At 73.6% G+C, this 20,222-nt stretch carries 18 protein-coding genes; 6 read left to right on the forward strand and 12 right to left on the reverse strand.

The features are described from left to right. Positions 1 to 18: 18 nt before the first annotated feature. Both ABT263_RS04675 and ABT263_RS04680 read right to left on the reverse strand, forming a co-directional pair. Positions 19 to 843, reverse strand: a complete 825-nt coding sequence (locus ABT263_RS04675) for a leucyl/phenylalanyl-tRNA--protein transferase (protein WP_352287514.1) — start codon at positions 841 to 843, stop codon at positions 19 to 21. Further along, on the reverse strand, positions 840 to 4,604 hold the full coding sequence (locus ABT263_RS04680) for an amino acid adenylation domain-containing protein (RefSeq protein ID WP_352287516.1): 3,765 nt from the start codon (positions 4,602 to 4,604) through the stop codon (positions 840 to 842). Before ABT263_RS04680 ends, ABT263_RS04675 begins: the two co-directional genes overlap by 4 nt. Between ABT263_RS04680 and ABT263_RS04685 the strand changes: the two genes are divergently transcribed. Then, entirely contained in the window at positions 4,598 to 7,771 is a 3,174-nt protein-coding gene (locus tag ABT263_RS04685) for a putative bifunctional diguanylate cyclase/phosphodiesterase (RefSeq protein ID WP_352287518.1), read from the forward strand. The two genes, ABT263_RS04680 and ABT263_RS04685, sit on opposite strands and share 7 nt — an antisense overlap. Before the next feature lie 6 nt (positions 7,772 to 7,777). Here ABT263_RS04685 and ABT263_RS04690 read toward each other — a convergent pair whose 3' ends face one another. Then, the gene (locus ABT263_RS04690) at positions 7,778 to 8,245 is read right to left on the reverse strand and encodes an OsmC family protein (protein WP_352287520.1); all 468 of its coding nucleotides are present in this window, start codon (positions 8,243 to 8,245) and stop codon (positions 7,778 to 7,780) included. A gap of 41 nt (positions 8,246 to 8,286) precedes the next feature. Then, the gene (locus ABT263_RS04695; protein ID WP_352287522.1) at positions 8,287 to 9,060 is read right to left on the reverse strand and encodes a dienelactone hydrolase family protein; all 774 of its coding nucleotides are present in this window, start codon (positions 9,058 to 9,060) and stop codon (positions 8,287 to 8,289) included. Positions 9,061 to 9,267: 207 nt separating this feature from the next. Between ABT263_RS04695 and ABT263_RS04700 the strand changes: the two genes are divergently transcribed. The 3 genes from ABT263_RS04700 to ABT263_RS04710 all read left to right on the forward strand — a co-directional run bounded on the left by ABT263_RS04700 (position 9,268) and on the right by ABT263_RS04710 (position 10,919). Continuing rightward, entirely contained in the window at positions 9,268 to 9,801 is a 534-nt protein-coding gene (locus tag ABT263_RS04700) for a hypothetical protein (RefSeq protein WP_352287524.1), read from the forward strand. Between the two features lie 172 nt (positions 9,802 to 9,973). Beyond that, positions 9,974 to 10,636 (forward strand): hypothetical protein, encoded by a 663-nt coding sequence (locus tag ABT263_RS04705; RefSeq protein ID WP_352287526.1) that lies wholly within the window; start codon positions 9,974 to 9,976, stop codon positions 10,634 to 10,636. Positions 10,637 to 10,694: 58 nt separating this feature from the next. After that, the gene (locus ABT263_RS04710; RefSeq protein WP_329490362.1) at positions 10,695 to 10,919 is read left to right on the forward strand and encodes a DUF6458 family protein; all 225 of its coding nucleotides are present in this window, start codon (positions 10,695 to 10,697) and stop codon (positions 10,917 to 10,919) included. Positions 10,920 to 11,026: 107 nt separating this feature from the next. Here the strand turns inward: ABT263_RS04710 and ABT263_RS04715 are convergent, their stop codons facing one another. The 5 genes from ABT263_RS04715 to ABT263_RS04735 all read right to left on the reverse strand — a co-directional run bounded on the left by ABT263_RS04715 (position 11,027) and on the right by ABT263_RS04735 (position 14,944). Beyond that, positions 11,027 to 11,383, reverse strand: a complete 357-nt coding sequence (locus tag ABT263_RS04715; protein WP_352287528.1) for a cupin domain-containing protein — start codon at positions 11,381 to 11,383, stop codon at positions 11,027 to 11,029. Between the two features lie 308 nt (positions 11,384 to 11,691). After that, a complete protein-coding gene (locus ABT263_RS04720; RefSeq protein ID WP_352287530.1) occupies positions 11,692 to 12,525 on the reverse strand; it encodes a DUF1206 domain-containing protein in 834 nt (277 codons plus the stop codon). 115 nt (positions 12,526 to 12,640) lie between these two features. Then, positions 12,641 to 13,606, reverse strand: a complete 966-nt coding sequence (locus tag ABT263_RS04725; protein WP_352287532.1) for a DUF4331 family protein — start codon at positions 13,604 to 13,606, stop codon at positions 12,641 to 12,643. Between the two features lie 169 nt (positions 13,607 to 13,775). Next, positions 13,776 to 14,069, reverse strand: a complete 294-nt coding sequence (locus ABT263_RS04730) for a DUF397 domain-containing protein (protein WP_352287535.1) — start codon at positions 14,067 to 14,069, stop codon at positions 13,776 to 13,778. Between the two features lie 2 nt (positions 14,070 to 14,071). Beyond that, entirely contained in the window at positions 14,072 to 14,944 is an 873-nt protein-coding gene (locus ABT263_RS04735) for a helix-turn-helix domain-containing protein (protein WP_352287537.1), read from the reverse strand. A 132-nt stretch (positions 14,945 to 15,076) separates the two neighbouring features. On the opposite strand from ABT263_RS04735, the gene ABT263_RS04740 reads away from it, so the two are divergent. Then, positions 15,077 to 15,535, forward strand: coding sequence for an ATP-binding protein (locus tag ABT263_RS04740; protein WP_352287539.1), 459 nt, complete (start codon positions 15,077 to 15,079; stop codon positions 15,533 to 15,535). 230 nt (positions 15,536 to 15,765) lie between these two features. On the opposite strand, the gene ABT263_RS04745 is transcribed toward ABT263_RS04740, so the two are convergent. Both ABT263_RS04745 and ABT263_RS04750 read right to left on the reverse strand, forming a co-directional pair. After that, entirely contained in the window at positions 15,766 to 17,403 is a 1,638-nt protein-coding gene (locus ABT263_RS04745) for an amidohydrolase (RefSeq protein ID WP_352287541.1), read from the reverse strand. A 62-nt stretch (positions 17,404 to 17,465) separates the two neighbouring features. Then, on the reverse strand, positions 17,466 to 19,022 hold the full coding sequence (locus ABT263_RS04750) for an APC family permease (RefSeq protein WP_352287543.1): 1,557 nt from the start codon (positions 19,020 to 19,022) through the stop codon (positions 17,466 to 17,468). A gap of 133 nt (positions 19,023 to 19,155) precedes the next feature. Here ABT263_RS04750 and ABT263_RS04755 point away from each other — a divergent pair, with 133 nt between their 5' ends. Beyond that, positions 19,156 to 19,893, forward strand: a complete 738-nt coding sequence (locus ABT263_RS04755; protein WP_352287545.1) for a TetR/AcrR family transcriptional regulator — start codon at positions 19,156 to 19,158, stop codon at positions 19,891 to 19,893. Here the strand turns inward: ABT263_RS04755 and ABT263_RS04760 are convergent. Then, positions 19,874 to 20,017 (reverse strand): hypothetical protein, encoded by a 144-nt coding sequence (locus tag ABT263_RS04760; protein ID WP_352287548.1) that lies wholly within the window; start codon positions 20,015 to 20,017, stop codon positions 19,874 to 19,876. The two genes, ABT263_RS04755 and ABT263_RS04760, sit on opposite strands and share 20 nt — an antisense overlap. Positions 20,018 to 20,222 lie beyond the last annotated feature (205 nt).

Below are 20,222 nucleotides of genomic sequence, written 5' to 3' on the forward strand. Positions count from 1 at the left end.
CGGGACCGGCGGCCGCGGTCACCGGCCCAGCCGGGCGGCCGGGAGCATCGCGGTGGCCAGCGGACCGACCTCGGCCGGTGCGGCCAGTTCGGCCAGGTAGCGCTCGCGGGGGACGGCGGCGGCGCCGAGCGCGCGGACGTGGGGCGAGTCCCACTGGGCGTCCAGCAGGCGCCCGCCCGCGTCGGCGAACCGCGCGGCGAGGTCGGCCACGGCGACCCGGCCGGCGTCGGAGCGGCGGTGGAACATCGAGTCCAGGCTGAGCACCGGGCCGACGGCCACCCCGAAGACCCCGCCGATCAGCTCCTCGCCCTCCCAGACCTCGGCGCTGTGGGCGGCGCCGCGCCGCTGGAGTTCGACCAGCGCGGCGCACAGCTCCGGTACGAGCCAGGAGGGTTGGCGTGCCCGCGCGCAGGCTTCGAGCACGCGTGGGAAGGCCCGGTCGGCGCTGGTCCACCACCGCCGGCCGTTCCGCAGCCGCCGGGCGAGCCGGCTCCCGACGTGCACCGCGTCCGGGGCGAGAACCGGGCGGGGGTCGGGCGACCACCAGGCGAGCGCGTAGGGGTCGTCCGCGGCGCCGGGCAGCAGCGCCACCTCCCCCGCCGCCACCGCCTCCTCGAACCGGACTTCGTTGAAGGCGCTCGCGTAGTCGTCGGCGGCGGGCATCGGGAAGAGCCCGTGCCGGTAGGCCGCCAGCAGCACGTCCGGCCCGAGCTGCCCCCCGAACGCCACCGGCCCGTCCCCCGGCGCGCCCCGCACGTCCAGGCCCCCGAACACCCCGTCGCCGAACGACCGGTCCCCGAACACCCCGTCACCGAACACCGCGTCGCCGCCGCCCCCGCTCACCGCCGGACCACCCCCGCCGGGGGTGTCAGGAAGCCCTCCGCGGTCAACTGCTCCAGGTAGCGGTCGAGTAAGGCGTCGTCCACCGCCGGGAGCTCGATCCCGCTGCCCACCAGCGCCTGGTCGGTGTTGGCCCGGTCGAAGAGCGGGAACGTCGGCCGGAAGTACATCTCGCTGATGGACAGTTCGGTGCCCGGGCTGCGGTCCACGAAGAGCGGCACGAACGGGGTCATCGGGTGGGTGGGGTGCCCGGCGGCGAACCGGACGAGGTCCTCGACCCAGGCCTTGTAGGGGACTTGCTCCACCGGGTGGCCGCGCGCCCGCAGCCGTTCGGCGAGGTCGGAGAGCACGGCGGGGCGCGGCGAGGTGATGTGGTAGACCTCGCCGATCGCGGGGGCGTGCCGGGCGATGTGCGCGACGGCACGGCTGAACCGGTCGGCCGGGACGAAGTCGAGCAGCAGCCGGACGTCCGGGCAACTCCCGCTGTCGGCCATGTACTTGATCAGCGCGCAGATCTCCGTCCCGGTGTTCATCACCCCGGTGGCGAGGTCGCCGGTGACGTCGTTGGTCCGCAGCACGGTGACCGGCAGCCCGGCCGCCGCCGCGTTGTGCAGCAGCTGCTCGGCGACCCACTTGCTCTCCACGTAGCCGACCGCGAGCCGGTCCGGGTGGGCCAGCGGCGTCCGTTCGGTCACCTCGCCGACGCCCGCCGGTCCGAAGCCGGCGAGCACGGCGAGCGTGGAGAGGTAGTGCACCGGGATGCCCCGCGAGTGCCCGGCCAGCCGGACGACCTCCCGGGTGCCGCCGACGTTGGGGCCGCGCAGCTGGTGGTACGGGTAGATGAAGTTGACCTGCCCGCCGAGGTGGTGGATCGCGTCCAGGCTGTCGGCGAGCGCCTCGAAGCGGTGCTGGGAGAGCCCGAGCAGCGGTTCCGCGAGGTCCCCGACCAGCGGGACCACCCGGCCGTCCAGCACGTCCTTGCGCAGGTACCGCTGCTGGGCGGCCCGGATGCGCTCCAGCGCGTGCTCCTCGTCGGGGGCGCGGACCAGGCAGTGGACACGTGCCCCGGTGGTGTCCAGCAGGGCGGCGAGCAGGTGGGCGCCGCAGAAGCCGGTGGCGCCGGTGAGCAGGATCTCGGCCGGTTCGGCGCGCGAGGGCGCGGGGCGCCAGGACTGGCGTACGGGGGTGCCGAGTTCGGCCTCGGCCGTCCAGTCGACGGCCGCCTCGCCGAAGCCGTTGCCGCCGGCGCGGGCCGACTGGGTGGCGGTCGCGAAGGCCCGCAGGGTGGCGTCGCGCAGCAGCGAGCGGGTGAGGAAGCGGATCCTGGTGACGTCGATGCCGAACATGATCCGGGCCCGGGCCAGCATCTCCATGGCGAGCAGCGAGTTGCCGCCGAGGGCGAAGAAGTCGTCGGCGGGTCCGACCTCCTCGACGCCGAGCAGCTCGGACCAGAGGTGCGCGACAGCGGGTTCGATCGCGCTCCCGGAGCCGTCGGCGAGCGGCCCCGCGTCGCGGCGGGCACCGTCGGGCGCGTCGGCCCGGGTGTCGGCGCCGCGGGCCTCCACGGTGCCCTCGCCGTCGCGCCCCGCGCGCCGCTGGAGCTGCGGCGCGGTGCGCGGCAGCCGGCGCCGGTCGATCTTGCCGGCGGCGGTGAGCGGCATGCTGTCGAGGAGGACGAAGTCGGCCGGGACCATGAAGTCCGGCAGCCGCTCGGCGAGGTAGTCGCGGATCTGGGACCGCCGGGCCCGGGCGCCGGAGCCGTCCCGGTCGGCGAGCGTGTAGTAGGCGGTCAGCACGTGCGTGCCGTCCGCGGCGCCGTCGGCGGCGACCCGGGCCTGCCGCACGTCCGGGTGGGCGGCGAGCACCGACTCCACCTCGGCCGGGTCCACCCGGTAGCCGCGGACCTTCACCTGGTCGTCGAAGCGGCCGAGGATCTCCAGCTGTCCGTCGGACCGCCAGCGGCCGGCGTCGCCGGTGCGGTACATCCGCTCGCCGGGGACGGGCGCGTAGGGGTCGGGCAGGAAGGCCTCCGCCGTGAGCCCGGGGGCCCGCCAGTAGCCGCGGGCCAGGCCGGGGCCGCCCAGGTAGATCTCGCCCTTCTCGCCGGGCCGCACCGGGCTGAGCCGGGCGTCCAGCAGGTGCAGCCGCACCCCGGGCAGCGGCCTGCCGATCGGGACGGGTGCCGCGCCGAGCCCGGTCCCGCCGGCCGGCCCCAGCACCGCCGGGGTGACCTCGCAGAGCGTGGAGGTGACGGCCGCCTCGGTCACCCCGTAGGCGTTGACCAGCCGGACGCCGGGCAGCCTGACCAGGCAGTCGCGGCTGTCGTCGGTGTGCACGGTGTCCCCGCCGACCACGACGAGCCGCAGGCCCTCGGGGGCCGGACCGCCCTCGGGGAGCAGCGCGAGCACGTGGTGCCAGTAGGCGGGCGTGAGGTCGGCGACGGTCAGCCCGAGCTCGCGCATCCGGTGCACCAGCTCGGTGGGCGCCCAGGTCCGGGCGCCGCCGAGGACGAGAGTCGCGCCGCTGAGCAGCGCGGCGAAGACCTGCTCCAGCGAGGTGTCGAAGCCCAGCGCGGCGAGTTGCAGCACCCGGTCACGCGGAGTGAGCTCGTAGGCGCTGATCACCCGGTCGAGCGTGAAGACCAGTGAGCGGTGGGTGACGGGTACGCCCTTGGGGGTGCCGGTGGTGCCGGAGGTGTAGATCAGGTACGCCAGGTCGTCCGGCACGGCCGGGTCCGGCACCGGGACGCCGTCCTCGACCGGGTCCTCCACCGGATCCGCGGCGGGGCCCGGGGGCGTCCCCGCGGTGCCCGGGCCGGGATCGCCGTCCGGTCCGGCCGCGTCGGCGCCGACCACCGGGACCCCGGCGAAGTGCCGCCCGTGCTCCCCGACGACCACCACCGCCCGGCAGTCCACCACGAGCTGCGCGAGCCGCCGCTGCGGGTGCGCCGGGTCCAGCGGCAGGAAGGCCCCACCGGCCTTGAGCACGCCGAGCCAGGCCGTGATCAGGGCCGCCCCGCGCTCCAGGCAGACCGGCACCACCCGCTCCGGCCCGACGCCCCGGGCCCGCAGGACGGCGGCCAGCCGGTCACTGCGCAGGTCGAGCTCGCGGTAGCTCAGCTCGCCGTCCTCGGCGAGCAGGGCGACCGCGTCCGGGTCGTGGGCGGCCCGGGCCCGGAACAGTCCGTGCACGGTGTCCGAGAACCCGGCCCGGGCCGGGCCCCGGCCGGCGCCGCCGGGCCCGGGGAGCCCGAGCCCGGCCCAGCGCCATTCGCGCTCGACATGGGCCCGGCAGTCCGCGAGGCCGGCCGGCCCGAACACCGTGCGCCAGCCACCCGGCACGGTGAAGTCACCGGGCCAGATCGCGTACTGACCGTCTTCGTTCCGCACCACGGCGTGGCGCCCGGAATTCACATCCGGGCGCGCGCCCTGTGCGCTGTCGACTGCATCGTCCACCGGCTTGACCTCGTGGTGTGGCGGCAGAATGCTGGGAGGTGCGACATTTCCGACTATACGCACCGAAGGACCGTTCCGAACGTCCGGCCGAAAGCCACCGGACGGACGGGGCCGCTGCCCGGAAACCGCGGGCACCCCCGAGCGGACTCCCCCGACAGGGCCTACGGTCGTACCCGAGTACACCTTTCGAGGAACCCGAGCACAACCCCGAGCACAACCCCCGGACCTGCCGCGGCAGGTCCCGTCCTCACCCGAAGTCACCGCCGGACCGGCGCAGTGATGTCGCGGAGGAGGTAGCGTCCTTGACACGTCGGCGACAACGCCTGATGGTCTGTTACCTGTCGTGGATGGTGCTGTTCACCTGCATCTACTACAGCAACCCGACCCAGCGGATCATCTGGTGGACCGGCATCGGCCTCGGCGGCGTAGCGGCCATCGTGGTGGGTGTCCACCTCAACCGCCCGGCGCACCGGCTGTTCTGGTATCTGCTCGCCCTCGCCAACCTCAGTTTCACCGCCGGCGAGGTCGTCCAGGTCATCCAGATGCAGTTCCTGCACCTGGGCAGCCCCTTCCCCTCCGTCGCCGACGGCTTCTACCTCGCCGAGTACCTGCTCTACGCGGCCGGCGTGCTGGGCTTCATCCGCTGGCGCACGGCCCACCAGGACCGCGCCAGCCTGCTGGACGCCCTCATCCTGACCATGGGCCTGGCCCTGCTCGCCTGGATCTACCTGATCCTCCCGTACGCCCGCAACCCGGACCTCAGCTGGTTCCAGAAGGCCGTCTCGATCGCCTACCCGCTGGGCGACGTGGTGGTCCTCGCGCTGCTTCTGCGCCTGCTGGTGCCCCGCGGCGGCGGCAGCCGCGCGCTCCAACTGCTCACCGTCGGCACGGTCGGCCTGCTGATCTCCGACATCCTGTACGGGCTCATCGTGCTGCACGGCAACTGGCGCATCGGGAGTCCGGTCGACCTCGGCTGGGCGGCCTTCTACACCGCCTGGGGCGCGGCCGCCCTGCATCCCTCGATGGTCGAGCTCACCAAACCGGTCCCCACCCAGCAGGTCGACCTCGGGCGGGGCCGGCTCGCCCTGCTCGCCGCCGCCTCGCTGGTCGCGCCGACCATCCTGATCGTCGAGTCGATCAACGGCAACACCCACAACGCCGGGGTGATCGGCGCCTTCTCCGCGCTGCTCTTCCTGCTCGTGCTGGCACGCCTCGCGCTCGTGGTGAGCGCCCGGCGCGAGGCCATCGCCCGCGAGCGCGTGCTGCGCGAGGCCGGCGCCTCGCTCACCGCCGCCGTCACCGTCGAGGAGGTGGCCGACGCCGTCCAGGGGGCCGCCTCCACCCTGATGCCCACCGAGCGCGGGCACGTCGCCCTGCTCGCGGTCAGCGAGGCCGGTGTCCTGCACATCCGGCACGCCGAGCGCGGCCCCGCCCAGCACCACCTGCACGACGGCTCCGACTCGGACGAGGTGCTCGCCCTGGCAGCCGTCCGGAATACCCGTTTACTCCCCGTCGAGGACATCGGCACCGACCTCGCCGTCCGCTTCGACGGCATGCCCTGCGCACTGCTCTGCCCGCTCACCCTGGCCGAGCGCCCCTCCGGCGACCCGCTGATCGGCGCCCTCATCGTGACCGGCACCGAGCAGGAGCTGACCAGCCTCTGGAGCTCGCTGGAGATCCTGGCCGCCCAGGCCGCGCTGGCCGTCGAGCGCGTCATGCTGAGCCAGGAGATCAACCGCCGCAACAGCGAGGCCTACTTCCGCACCCTGGTGCAGAGCGCCAGCGACGTCATCCTGATCCTCAACGCCGACGACGGCGTTCGCTACGCCTCGTCCTCCGCCGAACGCGTCCTCGGCTACGCCGACCTGGACGGCGTCCTGATCACGGACCTCGTCCCGCCCGAGGACAGCCGTGCCGTCGGCAGCGCGCTGGCCCGGATGCGCGGCCCGGACGGCGGGGTCCGCACCGGCGACAGCCGCGAGCAGCAGCGCGAGCACTGGCGCCTGCTGCGCCAGGACCGCACCCCGATCGAGGCCGAGGTGCGCTGCAACGACCTGCGCGGGGATCCGACCGTCGGCGGCCTGGTGCTCACCCTGCGCGACGTCACCGAGCAGCGGCAGATGGAGCGCGAGCTCACCCACCGGGCCTTCCACGACTCCCTGACCGGCCTGGCCAACCGGGTGCTCTTCCAGGACCGGGTCGGCCACGCGCTCTCCCGGGGCGAGCGCAGCGGGGCGGTCACCGGGGTGCTCTTCATCGACCTGGACGACTTCAAGGTGGTCAACGACACCCAGGGCCACGCGGTCGGCGACGAGCTGCTGGTCGCCGTGTCGCTGCGGGTCTCCACCGCGCTGCGCACCTCCGACACGGCGGCCCGACTCGGCGGCGACGAGTTCGCGGTGCTGGTGGAGGACGCGGTGCGCCCCGCGGACGTCGGCGCGATCGCGGACAGCGTGCTGGCCGCCTTCGTCGAACCGTTCAAGCTGAGCGCGGGCGCCGTCCGGGTGACGGCGAGCATCGGGGTGGCGACCACCGAGGACAGCGTGGACTCGGCGGAGCTGCTCACCCACGCCGACCTGGCGCTGTACTCGGCGAAGTCGGCCGGCAAGCGCCAGTGGTGCCACTACCAGCCCGCCCTGCAGGCCGGGCTGGTGGAGCGGCACGAGCTGAACGAGAACCTGGACGTCGCGATCGCCGAGTCCGCGTTCAAGCTCTACTACCAGCCGATCGTCGACCTGGCGACGGGCGAGCTGGTCGCCTTCGAGGCACTGGTCCGCTGGCCGCACGACCGGCGCGGGATGGTCCTGCCCGACGAGTTCATCGCGCTCGCCGAGGAGAGCGGCCAGATCGTGCCGCTCGGCGCCTGGGTCCTGGAGCGCGCCGCGCACGAGGCCGCCGGCTGGCAGCGGCTGACCGCCGACCGCCGCCGCGCCACCGGCCGGCCACCCCTGCGGGTCAACGTCAACGTGTCCGCCCGGCAGTTCCGGGACGCCGGCTTCGTCGACGTCGTGCGCGCCGCGGTACGGGCCTCCGGGATCGCCCCCGAGGCGCTGGTGCTGGAGCTGACCGAGTCGGTGCTGATGCGGCGCGACGAGCGGGTGCACACCGACATGCGCACGCTGAGCGAGGAGCTGGGCGTCGGCATCGCGATCGACGACTTCGGCACCGGCTACTCCTCGCTCTCCTACCTGCGGGAGTTCCCGATCTCGATCCTGAAGATCGACAAGTCCTTCATCGACGGGCTCGGGATGTCGCAGCAGCAGTACGCGCTGGTCGAGGGCATCACCCGGATCGCCGACACGCTGGGCGTCCAGGTCATCGCCGAGGGCATCGAGAACACCGAGCAACGCGACCTGCTCGCCGCCATGGGCTGCCCGCTCGGCCAGGGCTACCTCTTCGCCCGCCCGCTGACGCCGGACCAGGCCGGCGCCCTGGTCCGGGGCGAGGTCGACCTGGCCGGCCAGCGGCGGTCGTGACGGCCCTCAGCCCCGGGCGGCGGCCTCCGGCGGCACCTCCGTGGTGCTGACCACGACGCCGGCGGTCAGCGTCCGGTGCACCGGGCACTTCTCCGCGATGTCCAGCAGCCGCCGGCGCTGCTCGGCGTCGAGGGCGCCGTCCAGCCGGATCTCCCGGGTGATCCGGTCGACCAGCCCGTGCCCGCTCTCGCACTCCGCGCAGTCCTCGGCGTGCACCCGCTCGTGCCGCAGCGCGACGGTCACCTTCTCCAGCGGCCAGCCCTTGCGCTCCGCGTACATCCGCACCGTCATCGAGGTGCAGCTGCCGAGCGCGGCCAGCAGCAGGTCGTAGGGGTTCGGCCCGCTGTCGGCGCCCACCGGCCCCGGCTCGTCGGCCGCCAGCTCGTGGCGGCCGGCCCGGACCTGCTGGCCGTAGCGGCCGACGCCGCTCTCGCTCACCACGACGAGCCCGCGCTCGGACTGCTGCTGTTCCATCGTCATCCCTCTCGTACGGCTCCGGCCTGCCCGGCGGCGCTTCAGAATACGGAGCCGGCCGGGAGCCCCGGCGCCACGGGTGCGCGCAGGTGCCGTTCCAGGAACCGCGCCGCGCTCTCCAGCTCCGCCGCGGGCACACCAGCGTGGCCGCCGGGGTTGGCGTGCAGGGTCTTCTCCGCCGAGCCCAGGGCGTCGAACAGCGCGAACCCCGCCGTGCGGTCGACCAGTTCGTCGTCCCACTGCAGCACGAACCGGACCGGGACGGTGACCCGGGCCGCCGCCCCGGTCAGCGACTCGTGGCCGGCCAGGCCCAGGACGGCGGCGGTGATCCGCGGCTCCGCCGCCACCAGCGGGAGGCCGACCACGCTGGCCAGCGACAGGCCCCAGTAGCCCACCGGGTGCTCCGCGCCGACCTCGTCGAGCCCGCCCAGCGCGTCCAGCACCGCCCGCCACTCGGGCACCGCCCGCTCCGCGAGGGCCGCCGTGTGCTCGGCGATCCCCCGGCTCAGCGGCTCGCCCGCCGCCAGCAGCGCGCCGATCTCCGCCTCGAACCAGGCGTCCCGCGCGGATCGCGGCCGGTCCCCGTGGCCGGGCGTGTCCACGGCCACGACCGCGAAGCCGTACTCCGTCACCAGGCGGCGGGCGCGGGCCGCCAGGACCGGCGTCCGGCTGTGCCCGCCACCGCCGTGGCCCAGCAACACCAGCGGGCGGCCACCGACGGCACCGGTGGGCGTCCAGAGCACACCGGGGACGTCGCCGACGGTGAAGCGGCGTTCCGAGACGCCGTCAGAGGTCTCCTCCACGAGGAAGCGCATGGGTCCGTAGCCTTTCTGGCTGCCGCCGGGGCGCGGTCGGTCGTGTACCCGGGAACCGTACCGGCACCGCGCTTGGACGGGCATCTGACGGTCGCTCGGGCGACGGCGGGACAGCCGCCCTTCACCCAGGGGGGTTTGCCGGGCGCCGGACGGGCAAAGCGAGGGCCCGGCGGCCGCACCGGCGGCCCGCCGCCGAAAGGAGCGGAGATGGATCCTCTTCAGATCGTCATTGTCGCGGTCATCGCGGCGGCCGCACTCTTCGCCGTCCTGGCCCCCCGGCTGCGCTCGCACCGACTGCGCGCACGGTTCGGGCCGGAGTACGACCGCACCGTCCTGGTCCACGAGGGCAATGTCCGGGCGGCCGAGCACGACCTCACCGACCGGCTGGCGCTGCGCCGCCGGGTGAAGACCGTCCCGGTCGAGGCCGCCGACCGCGACCGGTACCTGGCCGAACTGCGCGGCCTGCAAGCCCTGTTCGTCGAGGACCCGCGCCAGTCCGCCGTCCGTACGGCGCGACTGCTGGACTCCCTGCTGACCGACATGGGCTACCCGGGCGAGGGCCGGCCGGAGGTCCTCTCCGTCGACCACGCGGCGCGGCTGCCCGCCTACCGCGACGCCCGCCGGGCCCTGGACAACCCGGGCGCGGACAGCGAGGAACTGCGCTGCTCCGTGATCGCCGTCCGCGACCTGATCGTGGAACTGCTCCACGAGGAGCGCACCGGCGCGCTCGCCCGCCACTGACCCGCCCCGTCCGTACCCCACCCGCACAGCGCACCCGCATCCGCATCCGCACAGCACTTGTACAGCGCCGACCTGTACACCACCGGCCCGTACGCCACCGGCCCGTACGGCCGCCGTACGTATCCGGGCCGGTCCGGACGCATCCGTACGACGTCAGTCCGAGGAGGAGACGATGACCCGCATCGAGCAGCACCGCAGCGAGAACGGCCAGGGCAACGACGACCGGACCGGTCACGGCCGGGTCCACCACGCCGCCGACCCGCGCCACGCCGGCACCCACGCCGGCGGCCGGTCCGGCCACCCCCGGCACGCCGCCGGGCACGGCCCCGCACCGGCCACCGACGGCACGGCCGAGCGGTCCGAGGACCGGCCGGACGTCGCCTCGCTCCAGAAGTTCCCGGCGGTCCGGCCCGCGGAGCCGGACGCGGCGCCCGCCCCGGACGCCGTCCCCGCCGCCCCGACCGCACCGCCGGCGCCGGGCGCGGCCGCCCCGACCGCGCCCACCGGCGAGACGGTCGCTCCGACCGCGCCCGCCGCCCCCGGCCGACCGGCCGCCGGCCTGGGCCCCTGGCTGGACACCACCGCCGTCCAGGAGGCACGGGCCGAGTGGGAACGCGCCCAGATCGCCTTCGTGGACGACCCCGCCGGTTCGGCGGCCGCCGCCGACAGCCTGGTCAGCCGAACCGCCGACCTGGTCGCCGAGGCCGCCCGCCGACGCCTGGAGGACCTGCGCGAAGGCTGCCGGACCCCCGACGAGGAGCCCGGCGCCCGCACCGAGCAGCTACGACTGGCGATGCGCGACTACCGCGCCGTCCTCGACCGACTGCTCGCCTGACCCCACACCCGCCCCGCCGGCCCCGGCCGGCCCTTCCGAGAACGGGAAGGAGACCGCCATGGGTATCGGCGGTTGCATCATCGTCTTCGCCTTGGGCGCCATCCTCACCTTCGCCGTCGACTGGCACCTCTCAGGCGTCAACGTCGATGTCGTCGGCATCGTCCTGATGGTGGCCGGCCTGCTCGGCCTGGTCGTCTACGCCCGCGCCCTGCGCCGCCGCCGACCGGTCGTCGGCGGGGTCGACCCGGTGGTGGAGGAGCGCCGCTACTACGACGGCGCCTGAACCGGCACCGTCCGCAGACCTTCACGAACGCCCTTCCGCCGCCGGCCCGTCCTCTACGGGCCGGCGGCGGAAGGGCGTTCGCGGCGAAGGCCGGAGCCGGAGCCGCCTCAGGAGGCCGCGCGCGGGCCGGGAGTGGCGAGGAGGAGCAGCGACGGGCCCTCCACGGCAAGGGCCGTGAGGCCGGTGGCCGTGCCGGAGGCGTGCTCCTCGCCCGGCTCCCAGCGGACGCCGTCACCGGCCGACACCGGCACCCGTTGCCCGTCGGCGCCCGCCACCCAGCCATCGCCCGCGATCACCAGGAAGAGCTGACCCACCGGAGCCGGATGGGCGCCGATGGTCCCGCCCGGTTCGATGACCAGGCAGGTCAGGTTGACGGTTTCCCCGCCTGCGGCGACCGGTGTCGCGGTGGCACCGAGGCTGTCGTAGCGGTCGACGACCTTCTCGGCGCGGTCGAAGCGGAACATCTCCAAAGAAGGACTCCTCGTACGATCGGAAAGCACCCGATCGTACGAGCTAGCCAGGCATCGGGCGCCCGCACGGTCCGGGTGACCGGTCGGGAGGTCGCGCGACCGCGGGGTGCGGAGGTGCCCGGCCCTGACGGGGCCGGGCACGTGACCATCACGACCAGGGCTCGCGGTGGCTGCCCGTCCGCTTCTCCCCCGGCCTGAGGGCAGGATCCGGCTCACGCCGCCCGGCGCCGGACTCGACCCGCACGGCCCGAAGAACCACCGGTCCGACCGTAGGGTCGGACCGGTGGCACCGCCAGGCGCCCTCAGGAGAGGCGGCGCCAGCGCGCGGAGGCGAAGGAGAAGGCGCCGAAGAGCAGCAGACCGACGGCGGTGAGCACCAGCAGCCAGGGGCCGACCGGGGTGGTGGCGAGGCTGCGGAGGGTGTCGTCGAGGCCCTTGGCCCGCTGCGGGTCGAAGCGGACCGCGGCGGTGACGGCGAAGGCGCCGGCCGCAGCGAAGACGATGCCGCGCGCGGTGTTGCCCGCGACCCCGCAGGCGGTGACGGCCGTTCGGACGCGCGGTCCCATCGCCGCCGTGTCCAACCGTTCGAGGAAGCGGCGCCGCAGGGCCCGGACGGCGGTGCCGACCCCGACCCCGGCCAGCACCAGGCCCGCCGCGCCGACCAGGTACCGCCCGGCCGGCAGGTCGAGGGCGGAGGCCGTCCAGTCCTTGGAGGTGTCGTCGCTGCTCGACCGTCCGCCGCTGCCCAGCGCGAAGGCGGCCGTTCCCCAGCAGACCGCAGCGTAGAAGAGCGCGCGGCCGGCGTTGAGGGCGCGCTTGCCCGGCTTGCCGTCCTTGCCACGGCCGAAGGCGGCCGTGGCGGCCCGCCACAGCGCCATGCCCGCGAAGCCGGCCACCAGCAGCCAGAGCACCGCCCGGCCCAGCGGCTGGTCGGCCACCGTGCGCAGCGCGCCCTGGCGGTCGGCCTCGTCCGAGCCCTTGCCGAAGGCGATCCGCAGGGCGAGGTAGCCGACCAGGACGTAGACGACGCCCCGGGCCGTGAACCCGGCGCGTCCGGCCCAGCGCAGCGCGCTGTCCGCCGTGTCGTCGGCGGCCGCTCCCCGGCCGGCCGGTCTTCCGTGCGCTCCTGCGGCCACGACGGCCCCCTCTCGGCAGCGGGCGCCGTGCGCGCCCGGTCTGCCGGGGCGTCTGCCCGGCAGACCGTCGGACACGCGTGCGGGCGAGCGGTGGGACGGGCGGGCGGCCCGGGCGTCAGACGGCCGGGTGCGGGTGGCCCAGGTGGGGGAAGACGGGGAGCAGGTCGACGTGCGGGGGGATGTGGTCGCCGGTGATCTTGCCGCCGGAGACCATGGACAGCCGGGCCGAGGTCACGTCGTCGACCAGGGTCCGCCCGTTGGGGTAGATCGCCGGGCGCGAGCGGTCGTAGCGAAGGATGTCGGGGAGGACGAGCTTCAGCGTCTCGGTGGCCGCGTCCGTGGTGTAGTCACCGGTGTGCTGGAGGACCGCCGTCCAGGGCTCGCGGTACTTCGCCCAGTCGTCGGCCGGTTCGCCCGCGTTGTACGCGTCCTTCACGTCCTCGGCGTTGAAGTAGGCGGTCAGGGAGGGGTGCGCGCCCCGGTCGACGGAGACCAGCCGGCCGTCCTCGTGGAGGCTGACCCGCGCCCAGACGCCGATCGTCGCCTCCGGCCCCAGCTCGGCGTCCGGCGCTTCGAGGGCGATGCCGAAGACGTTCGCCTCGGCCATCGCGTCCTTGCCGGTCCAGGTGAAGTTGTTGACGATCCCTTCGAGGTCGGCGAAGAAGGGATCGCTGCGCAGGCCGACGGAGAGCTTGTAGCCGTGCGCCTCGACCACATCGGGGGCGTCGCCGAAGGCGACCGGGACGCCGGCGAAGAGGACGTCGCCGGTTGCCTCGTGCTGGCGCGCGGCGTCACCGGTGGCCCGGTGGACGGTGACGGTCTGGGCGCCGGCCTCGGGGTCGGAGAAGGTGAAGGAGTAGGCGACGTCCGCCTGGTCGTCCCCGTCGTTGTCGATGTTGATCCGGTAGACCGCGTCCGGGTGGAAGGCGTTGGCCCGGGTCGGCGCGTACGGGTTCACGTCCATGATGAGCACCGTCCGCCCCGAGGCGTCGGCCGCCGGGAACGCGAACAGGTCGGTGAGGTCCAGCCGGGCGTCGCCCCGGGGCGACCGCAGGTCGGGACCGCTGAGGTGGTGGGACATGGCTGCGCTACCTCGTCTCTGCGTTCCCCCCTGGCTGTCGGCTCCGTTGCTACCAGCGGCACCCGTACAGAAGGGGGAGGCCACCCGTACAGAAGACGGCCGTCCGCCGATTGGCGGACGACCGGGGGTCTGTGACGGGTAGTCGGAGAGGGACGTCGGAGCTACGGAGTCAGAGGGAGGAGGCGGCGGCGAACTCGACGAACGCCTGCCAGGCGGCGGGCTCGAAGGCCAGCTGCGGGCCGCTCTTGTCCTTGGAGTCACGGACGTGGACGGTGCCGGGCATGGAGGCGACCTCCACGCAGGCCGCGCCCTCGTTGGTGCTGTGGCTGCTCTTGTACCAGGCCACCTCGATGCACTCGGTGCCCTCATTGCCGCTATAGCTACTCTTACGCCAGGCGATCTCTACGCAGTTCGCGCCCTCGTTGCCGCTGTAGCTGCTCTTGAACCACTCCAGTTCGGCCATGCTCACCGCTCTCCCAGCATCTTCTCGATCAAGGCCAGGGATTCTCTCAGGCCCAGCGCCTGAGCCCTGATGCTGCTGTACCGTGCGGCCATGATACGGACTTCCTCCGGATCCGTGATCAGCCGATTGACATGCTGCACCTCTACGAAGGCGATCTGCGCCTTGCCTTTCGGCATCAGGAGGCTGAAGGATCCCCCCATACCGGCATGCTCGGTCCGGTCCAACGGCATCACCTGGATCTCAGGACCTCGGATCCGCCCGATCTTGAGCAGGTGCCGAAGCTGCTCCTCGTGAACCTCCCAGCCACCCATCGGCCGCCGAAGAACGCTCTCGTCAAGCACCCAACTCATCATCGGCAGCGGTGTACGGGCCAGAACTTCCTGTCGCGCCAATCGTGCCGCTACCCACTTCTCGACCATGTCATCCGGCAGCACCGGCTTTCGCATCTCGTACAGTGCCCGCGCGTGCGCCTCGGTCTGCAACAAGCCAGGGATGTCGAGCGTGCTGTAGCCATGGATCTCTACGGCCTGTGCTTCCTCGGTGGTGAATGCCTTGGACCAGGCAGGGTGCCTCGTGCTCACCCTGATCTTCGCCTTCATGACATCGTCCGCGACCGCCTTCAACACTCCTCCTGCTCCGAGAAGTTCGTCAGCCGCCGTCAGGTACTCGATCCTCGGAGTCCGCCGCCCCCGCTCGACCGCACCGACCATGTCCTCGCCGTAGCCGATCCTTTCGGCCATCTCGCGCTGCGTCAGGCCGGCCCGCTCCCTGAAGATCTTGATCTGCTTCCCCACCGCGCTGAAGAACTCCGCGACCCCCTCGGAACCCTCCGGCAGTTCGCCGTCCTCGAACACCACGCGCTCATCGCCGCCCACAGCAACCACCCCGTCGTTTCGATCGGTTAATCCTCAGCCAACCGACAAGCCGACACACCGCGCCCGGACAAGCACTCTCCGTACTCGCCCGATCCATGGTCAGGGTACTTTCGAGGGACCAGGCTTTGTCACATGAAGTCCGAAATTCCCCTCGACACAGCGACCCCCCGCACCCACACCGCGCAGCTCACCGCCTCCCCCAAGGGAGCCTCGATCGGGCGCCGGATCGCGAGACAACAACTCACGGCCTGGGGGCTCAACTCCATCGCCACCGAGACCTTCCACTCCGCGCTGCTCGTGATCGCCGAGCTGGCGGCCAACGCCAGCACCCATGGACGCGTGCCGGGCCGCGGGTTCGAGCTCGCGCTCCGCCTCGTCGAGAGGTCCCCGGGCGGCGCCACCCTCCGCATCGAGGTGTCGGACTGCCGGGGGGACCGTCACCCCACCGTCCCCGCCGCCTGCGCCGCCCACGCGCAGTCCGGGCGCGGGCTCACCCTCGTCGGCGCGCTCGCCGACCGTTGGGGCAGCATCCCCCGCCACCCCAACGCCAAGACCGTCTGGGCCGAACTCGACCTCCCCCATGCCGCCTGAACGCCCCGGCACCGCCCAGGCCACGGTCCTGACCGTGCTCCCTCTGGCCCTGCTGCTCGCCCTCCTCGTGTGGTTGCTCCCCCTCACTGCCACTGCGCGGCATCATCACCCGGCCCGGCCGCGCCCGGCCCCGAGCGCCCCGACCGCTGCCCCCACCCGCCCCTGAGACCGGTGCCGCACAGGAAGTCGGACCGGCCGACTTCCTGTGCGGCACCGATTCGCGCGTCTCATCAGCCCTTCGCGTAGACCAGCCGACCGCCCACGTACGTCCGCTCGACCCGGGTGGCGGCGATCTCCTCGGGCGGGGCGGCGAAGAAGTCGCGGTCGAGCACCACCAGGTCCGCGAGGTGGCCGGTCCGCAGGCTGCCCGCGTCGTCGTGGCCGTTCACATGGGCGGATCCGGCCGTGTAGGCGGCGAGGGCGGTGGCGAGGTCCAGCCGCTGCTCGGGGAGGAAGACCCGGCCGTCGGTCGCGTCGGGTTCCATCCGGTTGACGGCGACGTGGATGCCGGCGATCGGGTCCGGGCTGCTGACCGGCCAGTCGCTGCCGGCGGCGAGGGTGGCACCGGCCCGCAGCAGTCCGCCGAACGGGTACTGCCAGGCGGCCCGTTCGGGGCCGAGGAACGGGATGGTGAGCTCGTCCATCTGGGGCTCGTGGGCGGCCCAGAGCGGCTGGATGTTCGCGATCGCGCCGAGTGCGGCGAAGCGCGGGAGGTCGCTCGGGTGGACCACCTGGAGGTGGGCGAGGTGGTGCCGGGTGCCGCGCCGGCCGTTGGCGGCCCGGGCGACCTCGATGGCGTCGAGCGCCTCGCGGACCGCGCGGTCGCCGAGGGCGTGGAAGTGCACCTGGAAGTCGAGCGCGTCCAGGGCGGTGACGTAGCCGCACAGGGCGGCGGGGTCGACGAAGCTGAGACCGGAGTTGGCGGTGGCGCAGCCGCAGCCGTCCAGGTAGGGGGTGGAGAGCGCGGCCGTGAAGTTCTCGGCGATGCCGTCCTGCATGATCTTCACCGAGCCGGCCCGGAACCGGCCTACGGTCAACTGCTCACGGCGGGCGACCAGTTCGGGGATCTGGTCGGCGCCCCGGTTGCGGTCCCACCAGAGCGCGCCGGTGACCCGCGCGGTCAGCGTGCCGGCCTCGGCGGCGGCCGCGTAGGCGTCGGACGGGTCCGGCTGGCCGTTGAAGATGCCGAGCAGGGCGTCCTGCCAGCCGGTGATGCCGAGCGAGTGCAGGAGTTCCTGCGCCCGGTGCAGTCCGGCCACCCGCCCCGCCGCGTCGGTCGGCGGGACGAGCCGGGCGACCAGGCCGGTGGCGCCCTCCTGGAGCATCCCGCTCGGGGTGCCGTCCGGCTCGCGCTCGATCCGGCCGTCGGCCGGGTCGGGGGTGTCCCGGGAGAGCCCGGCGAGCTCCAGCGCCCGGGTGTTGGCCCAGGCGCCGTGGTGGTCGCGGTTGACCAGGTAGACCGGGCGGTCGGGCACGACGGAGTCGAGCAGCTGCCGGGTGGGCAGTCCGCCCGCGAAGCTCTCCATCGACCAGCCGCCGCCGGTGATCCACGTCCGGTCGGGGTGGGCGGCGGCGAACGCGGCGACGCGGCGCAGGTACTCGTCGGCGCCGACCGTCCCGGTGAGGTCGCACTCGGCGAGTTCGGTCCCGCCGAAGACGGCGTGGATGTGCGAGTCCTGGAAGCCGGGGATCAGCAACCGGCCTTCGAGGTCGACGACTTCGGTGCCGGGGCCGATCAGCTCGCGGACCTCGTCGTGGCCGACGGCGGTGATCCGCTCGCCGGTGACGGCGAGCGAGGTGGCGCGGGTGCGGGCCGGGTCGCCGGTGTGGACGGGACCGTTGGTGAAGACCAGGTCGGCCTTGGACATCGGTGGTGCTCCTGGGAGTTCGGCGGCCGGGGCGCGGCCGGGGTCGGGCCAGTAGTCGGGGGTCAGGCTGCGGGGGCGGCCGTCGGATCGGCGGGGGCCGGGTCGGCGGCCGTCGGATCGGCGGGGGCCGGGTCGGCCGGTTCCGGCCGGTCGAAGTAGGCGGACTTGCGGTGGAAGCGGGACCACGCGGCGGCCACCAGCCCGGAGCCGATCATCAGCACCGGTACGGACAGGCCGAACCAGCCGTTGTCGGCCGAGAGTTCGAAGTGGTCCGCGGAGTCGTACAGCATCCAGCAGAGATACCCGCCCACCGCCAGCAGCACCGCCGCGCCGAGCAGTGGGGCGACGACCGCGCGCAGGCCCTCCAGCGGTGAGGTGCGCAGCAGGTGCCGGAACCGGACCGCCGCCGCCACCGCGGTCAGCGCGTAGTAGAGCGCCACCACGATGCCGATCGCGTTGACCGTCGCCGAGATCAGGTCGTTCACGGTCGGGATGACCAGCGAGAGCACCGCGAGCAGGATGGCGGCGCCCGAGATCAGCAGGGTGCCGGCGGCGGGGGTGCCGTAGCGGGGGTGGATCCGGGTCCAGACCGGGCCGAGCGTGCCGTCCCGGCCCATCGCGTACATGCCCCGGGCGGTGGGGATGACGGAGGCCTGCAACGAGGCCACGGCGGAGAAGGTGAGCGCGATCAGCGGCAGCGCGGCCAGCGGCTGGCGGGCCAGCTTCTCGCCGAGGTACGTCAGCCCGTGTGCGCCGTTGTCCGCCAACTCCTCCATCGGCAGAACTCGTTGGAAGGCCGTCCCGGCGAGCAGGAAGAGCAGCAGCATCACCGCCAGCGCGATGAAGCCGCCGCGGGAGGCGTCACCCGGTTCGCGGACCTCCTCGCCGATGCTGAACACCGACTCGAAGCCCCAGTAGCAGAACACCGCCAGCACCATGCCCTGCGCGAGGGCGTCCACGGACGGGATCGCGAAGGGGTTGTACCAGTCGAGCGAGAACGGCTGGTCCCCGGCGAACAGGCCGTAGCCGCAGAAGGCCAGCAGCACGACGTACTCGAAGACCAGCAGGTACTTCTGCAGCCGGGCGGCGAGCTCCAGGCCGCGCACCGCGACCAGCGCGGCGGCCACCAGGACGACCATGCCCAGCAGGGTGGCCTGGAGGGTGGAGTCCGCGTCCAGCCGCAGGCCGGCGACCGAGCGGACCCGCGCCTGGCCGAGCAGCTGGATCAGTGCCGAGCCGGTCACCGTCGTGGTGTAGGCCATGAACACCACGGTACCGACGGTGTTCACCCAGCCCGTGAGGAAACCGAGCCAGGGGTTGAGCACCCGGCCGACCCAGGTGTAACTGCTGCCGGAGTCCGGGTCGACGCGGTTGAGCCGCCCGTACGCGCCGGCGATGCCGAGCACCGGGAGGAAGGCCAGCAGCATGATCGCCGGCAGGTGCAGGCCGACGACGCCCGCCATCAGACCGAGCCCGATGCCGATGCTGCTGGTCGCCGCGGTACTGGAGGCGGCGAGGACGATGCCGCCGACCACGCCGACGGACTTGGGCAGCGGGCCCTCGGGGGTGGGCGCGCCGGCTCTCGGGGTGTCGCCGGAGTCCTTGACCGTCGTTGCCAACGGATCACCGCCTTGATCGTGGGGGGAAGGGGTGGCGGCCGGTAGCTGTCCTGGCCGTGGCGGCCATGAAAGCCTCGCCCCGGTCACACGTCAATGCTGTTGTCATAAGGCGCGATGCCCTAGGCTCCCCGCCATGACGGAACGCGTGGTCCCCGAACCGCAACGGCGGCGCCGGAAACCGACCAAGCAGGGCACGGTGCTGTCCGAACAGGTCATCGTGGCCACCGCCCTGCGGCTGATCGGCCAGCACGGCGCGGCCGCCCTCACCGTCCGCCGCCTCGGCGCCGCACTCGGCGCCGACCCCAGCGCGGTCTACCGGTACTTCCACAACACCGACGACCTGCTGCTGGCCGTCGCCGACGAACTCATCGGCCGCGCCCAGCACGGCCTCGCCCTCACCGGCGACTGGCGCACCGACCTCCACGCGATCGGCATGCGCGTCCACGCCGCCTACCTGGCCCACCCCCAGGCCGCCCAGCTCGCCGCCCACCGCACCACCGGGCGCGACCACGAGACCCGGGCCGTCGAGACCATCCTCGGCGTGCTCCGCTCAGCCGGCTTCCCCGACCACGAGGCCGTCCCGATCTACCACGCCTTCATCGACCAGGCCCTCGCCTTCGCCGCCCAGGACGCCGCCGCCCTCGCCCTCCCACCCCCGGCCCGCGCCGCCGACCTCGCCGTCTGGCGCGTCCGCTACGGCCGCCTCACCCCCGCCACCCACCCCAACATCGCCGCCACCGCCCCCCTCCTCATCACCGACATGGACCGCAGCGGCTACCCCTTCGCCCTCGACCTCCTCCTCGAAGCGGTATCCACCCGCCTCGCGAGGCACGGGGGCGGTGGACGACCTGTCACCGCACGACAGCCTTGACCAGCGAGAACACCAGCGCGTACGCCGACAGCACGATGAAGAACCACCCCGCCAACAGATGCGGCCCGGCCGGCCCCTTCACCGCGGGGGCCCGCTTGGGCGGCTGCATGAAGAACCTGCTCATCCCCGGAAGTCCGTGACGACGGCTATGCCCAGCGCCAGCGGAACCAGAAACATCAGGATGACCACCGAACCACCGCCTACGTCAGCCCCATGTGACCGACACTCAGATCACCCGCGCGTCAGCCCTCCCTGACCGCCGGATTGCCGGCACAGAAGTACACCGACTCCCGGCCCTTCTCGAAGAGGAAGCTGCCGGAGTACTGGCC

It is taken from the genome of Kitasatospora sp. NPDC001603, from assembly GCF_040298365.1.
In the GTDB taxonomy this organism is placed as follows: Bacteria; Actinomycetota; Actinomycetes; order Streptomycetales; family Streptomycetaceae; genus Kitasatospora.

Bases quoted from the DNA above. Each gene is read 5' to 3' on its own strand.
- ABT263_RS04690 (WP_352287520.1), bottom strand. From the start codon at position 8,245: ATGGAACAGCAGCAGTCCGAGCGCGGGCTCGTCGTGGTGAGCGAGAGC.
- ABT263_RS04695 (WP_352287522.1), bottom strand. From the start codon at position 9,060: ATGCGCTTCCTCGTGGAGGAGACCTCTGACGGCGTCTCGGAACGCCGC.
- ABT263_RS04700 (WP_352287524.1), top strand. From the start codon at position 9,268: ATGGATCCTCTTCAGATCGTCATTGTCGCGGTCATCGCGGCGGCCGCA.
- ABT263_RS04705 (WP_352287526.1), top strand. From the start codon at position 9,974: ATGACCCGCATCGAGCAGCACCGCAGCGAGAACGGCCAGGGCAACGAC.
- ABT263_RS04710 (WP_329490362.1), top strand. From the start codon at position 10,695: ATGGGTATCGGCGGTTGCATCATCGTCTTCGCCTTGGGCGCCATCCTC.
- ABT263_RS04715 (WP_352287528.1), bottom strand. From the start codon at position 11,383: ATGTTCCGCTTCGACCGCGCCGAGAAGGTCGTCGACCGCTACGACAGC.
- ABT263_RS04725 (WP_352287532.1), bottom strand. From the start codon at position 13,606: ATGTCCCACCACCTCAGCGGTCCCGACCTGCGGTCGCCCCGGGGCGAC.
- ABT263_RS04730 (WP_352287535.1), bottom strand. From the start codon at position 14,069: ATGGCCGAACTGGAGTGGTTCAAGAGCAGCTACAGCGGCAACGAGGGC.
- ABT263_RS04740 (WP_352287539.1), top strand. From the start codon at position 15,077: ATGAAGTCCGAAATTCCCCTCGACACAGCGACCCCCCGCACCCACACC.
- ABT263_RS04745 (WP_352287541.1), bottom strand. From the start codon at position 17,403: ATGTCCAAGGCCGACCTGGTCTTCACCAACGGTCCCGTCCACACCGGC.
- ABT263_RS04755 (WP_352287545.1), top strand. From the start codon at position 19,156: ATGACGGAACGCGTGGTCCCCGAACCGCAACGGCGGCGCCGGAAACCG.
- ABT263_RS04760 (WP_352287548.1), bottom strand. From the start codon at position 20,017: ATGAGCAGGTTCTTCATGCAGCCGCCCAAGCGGGCCCCCGCGGTGAAG.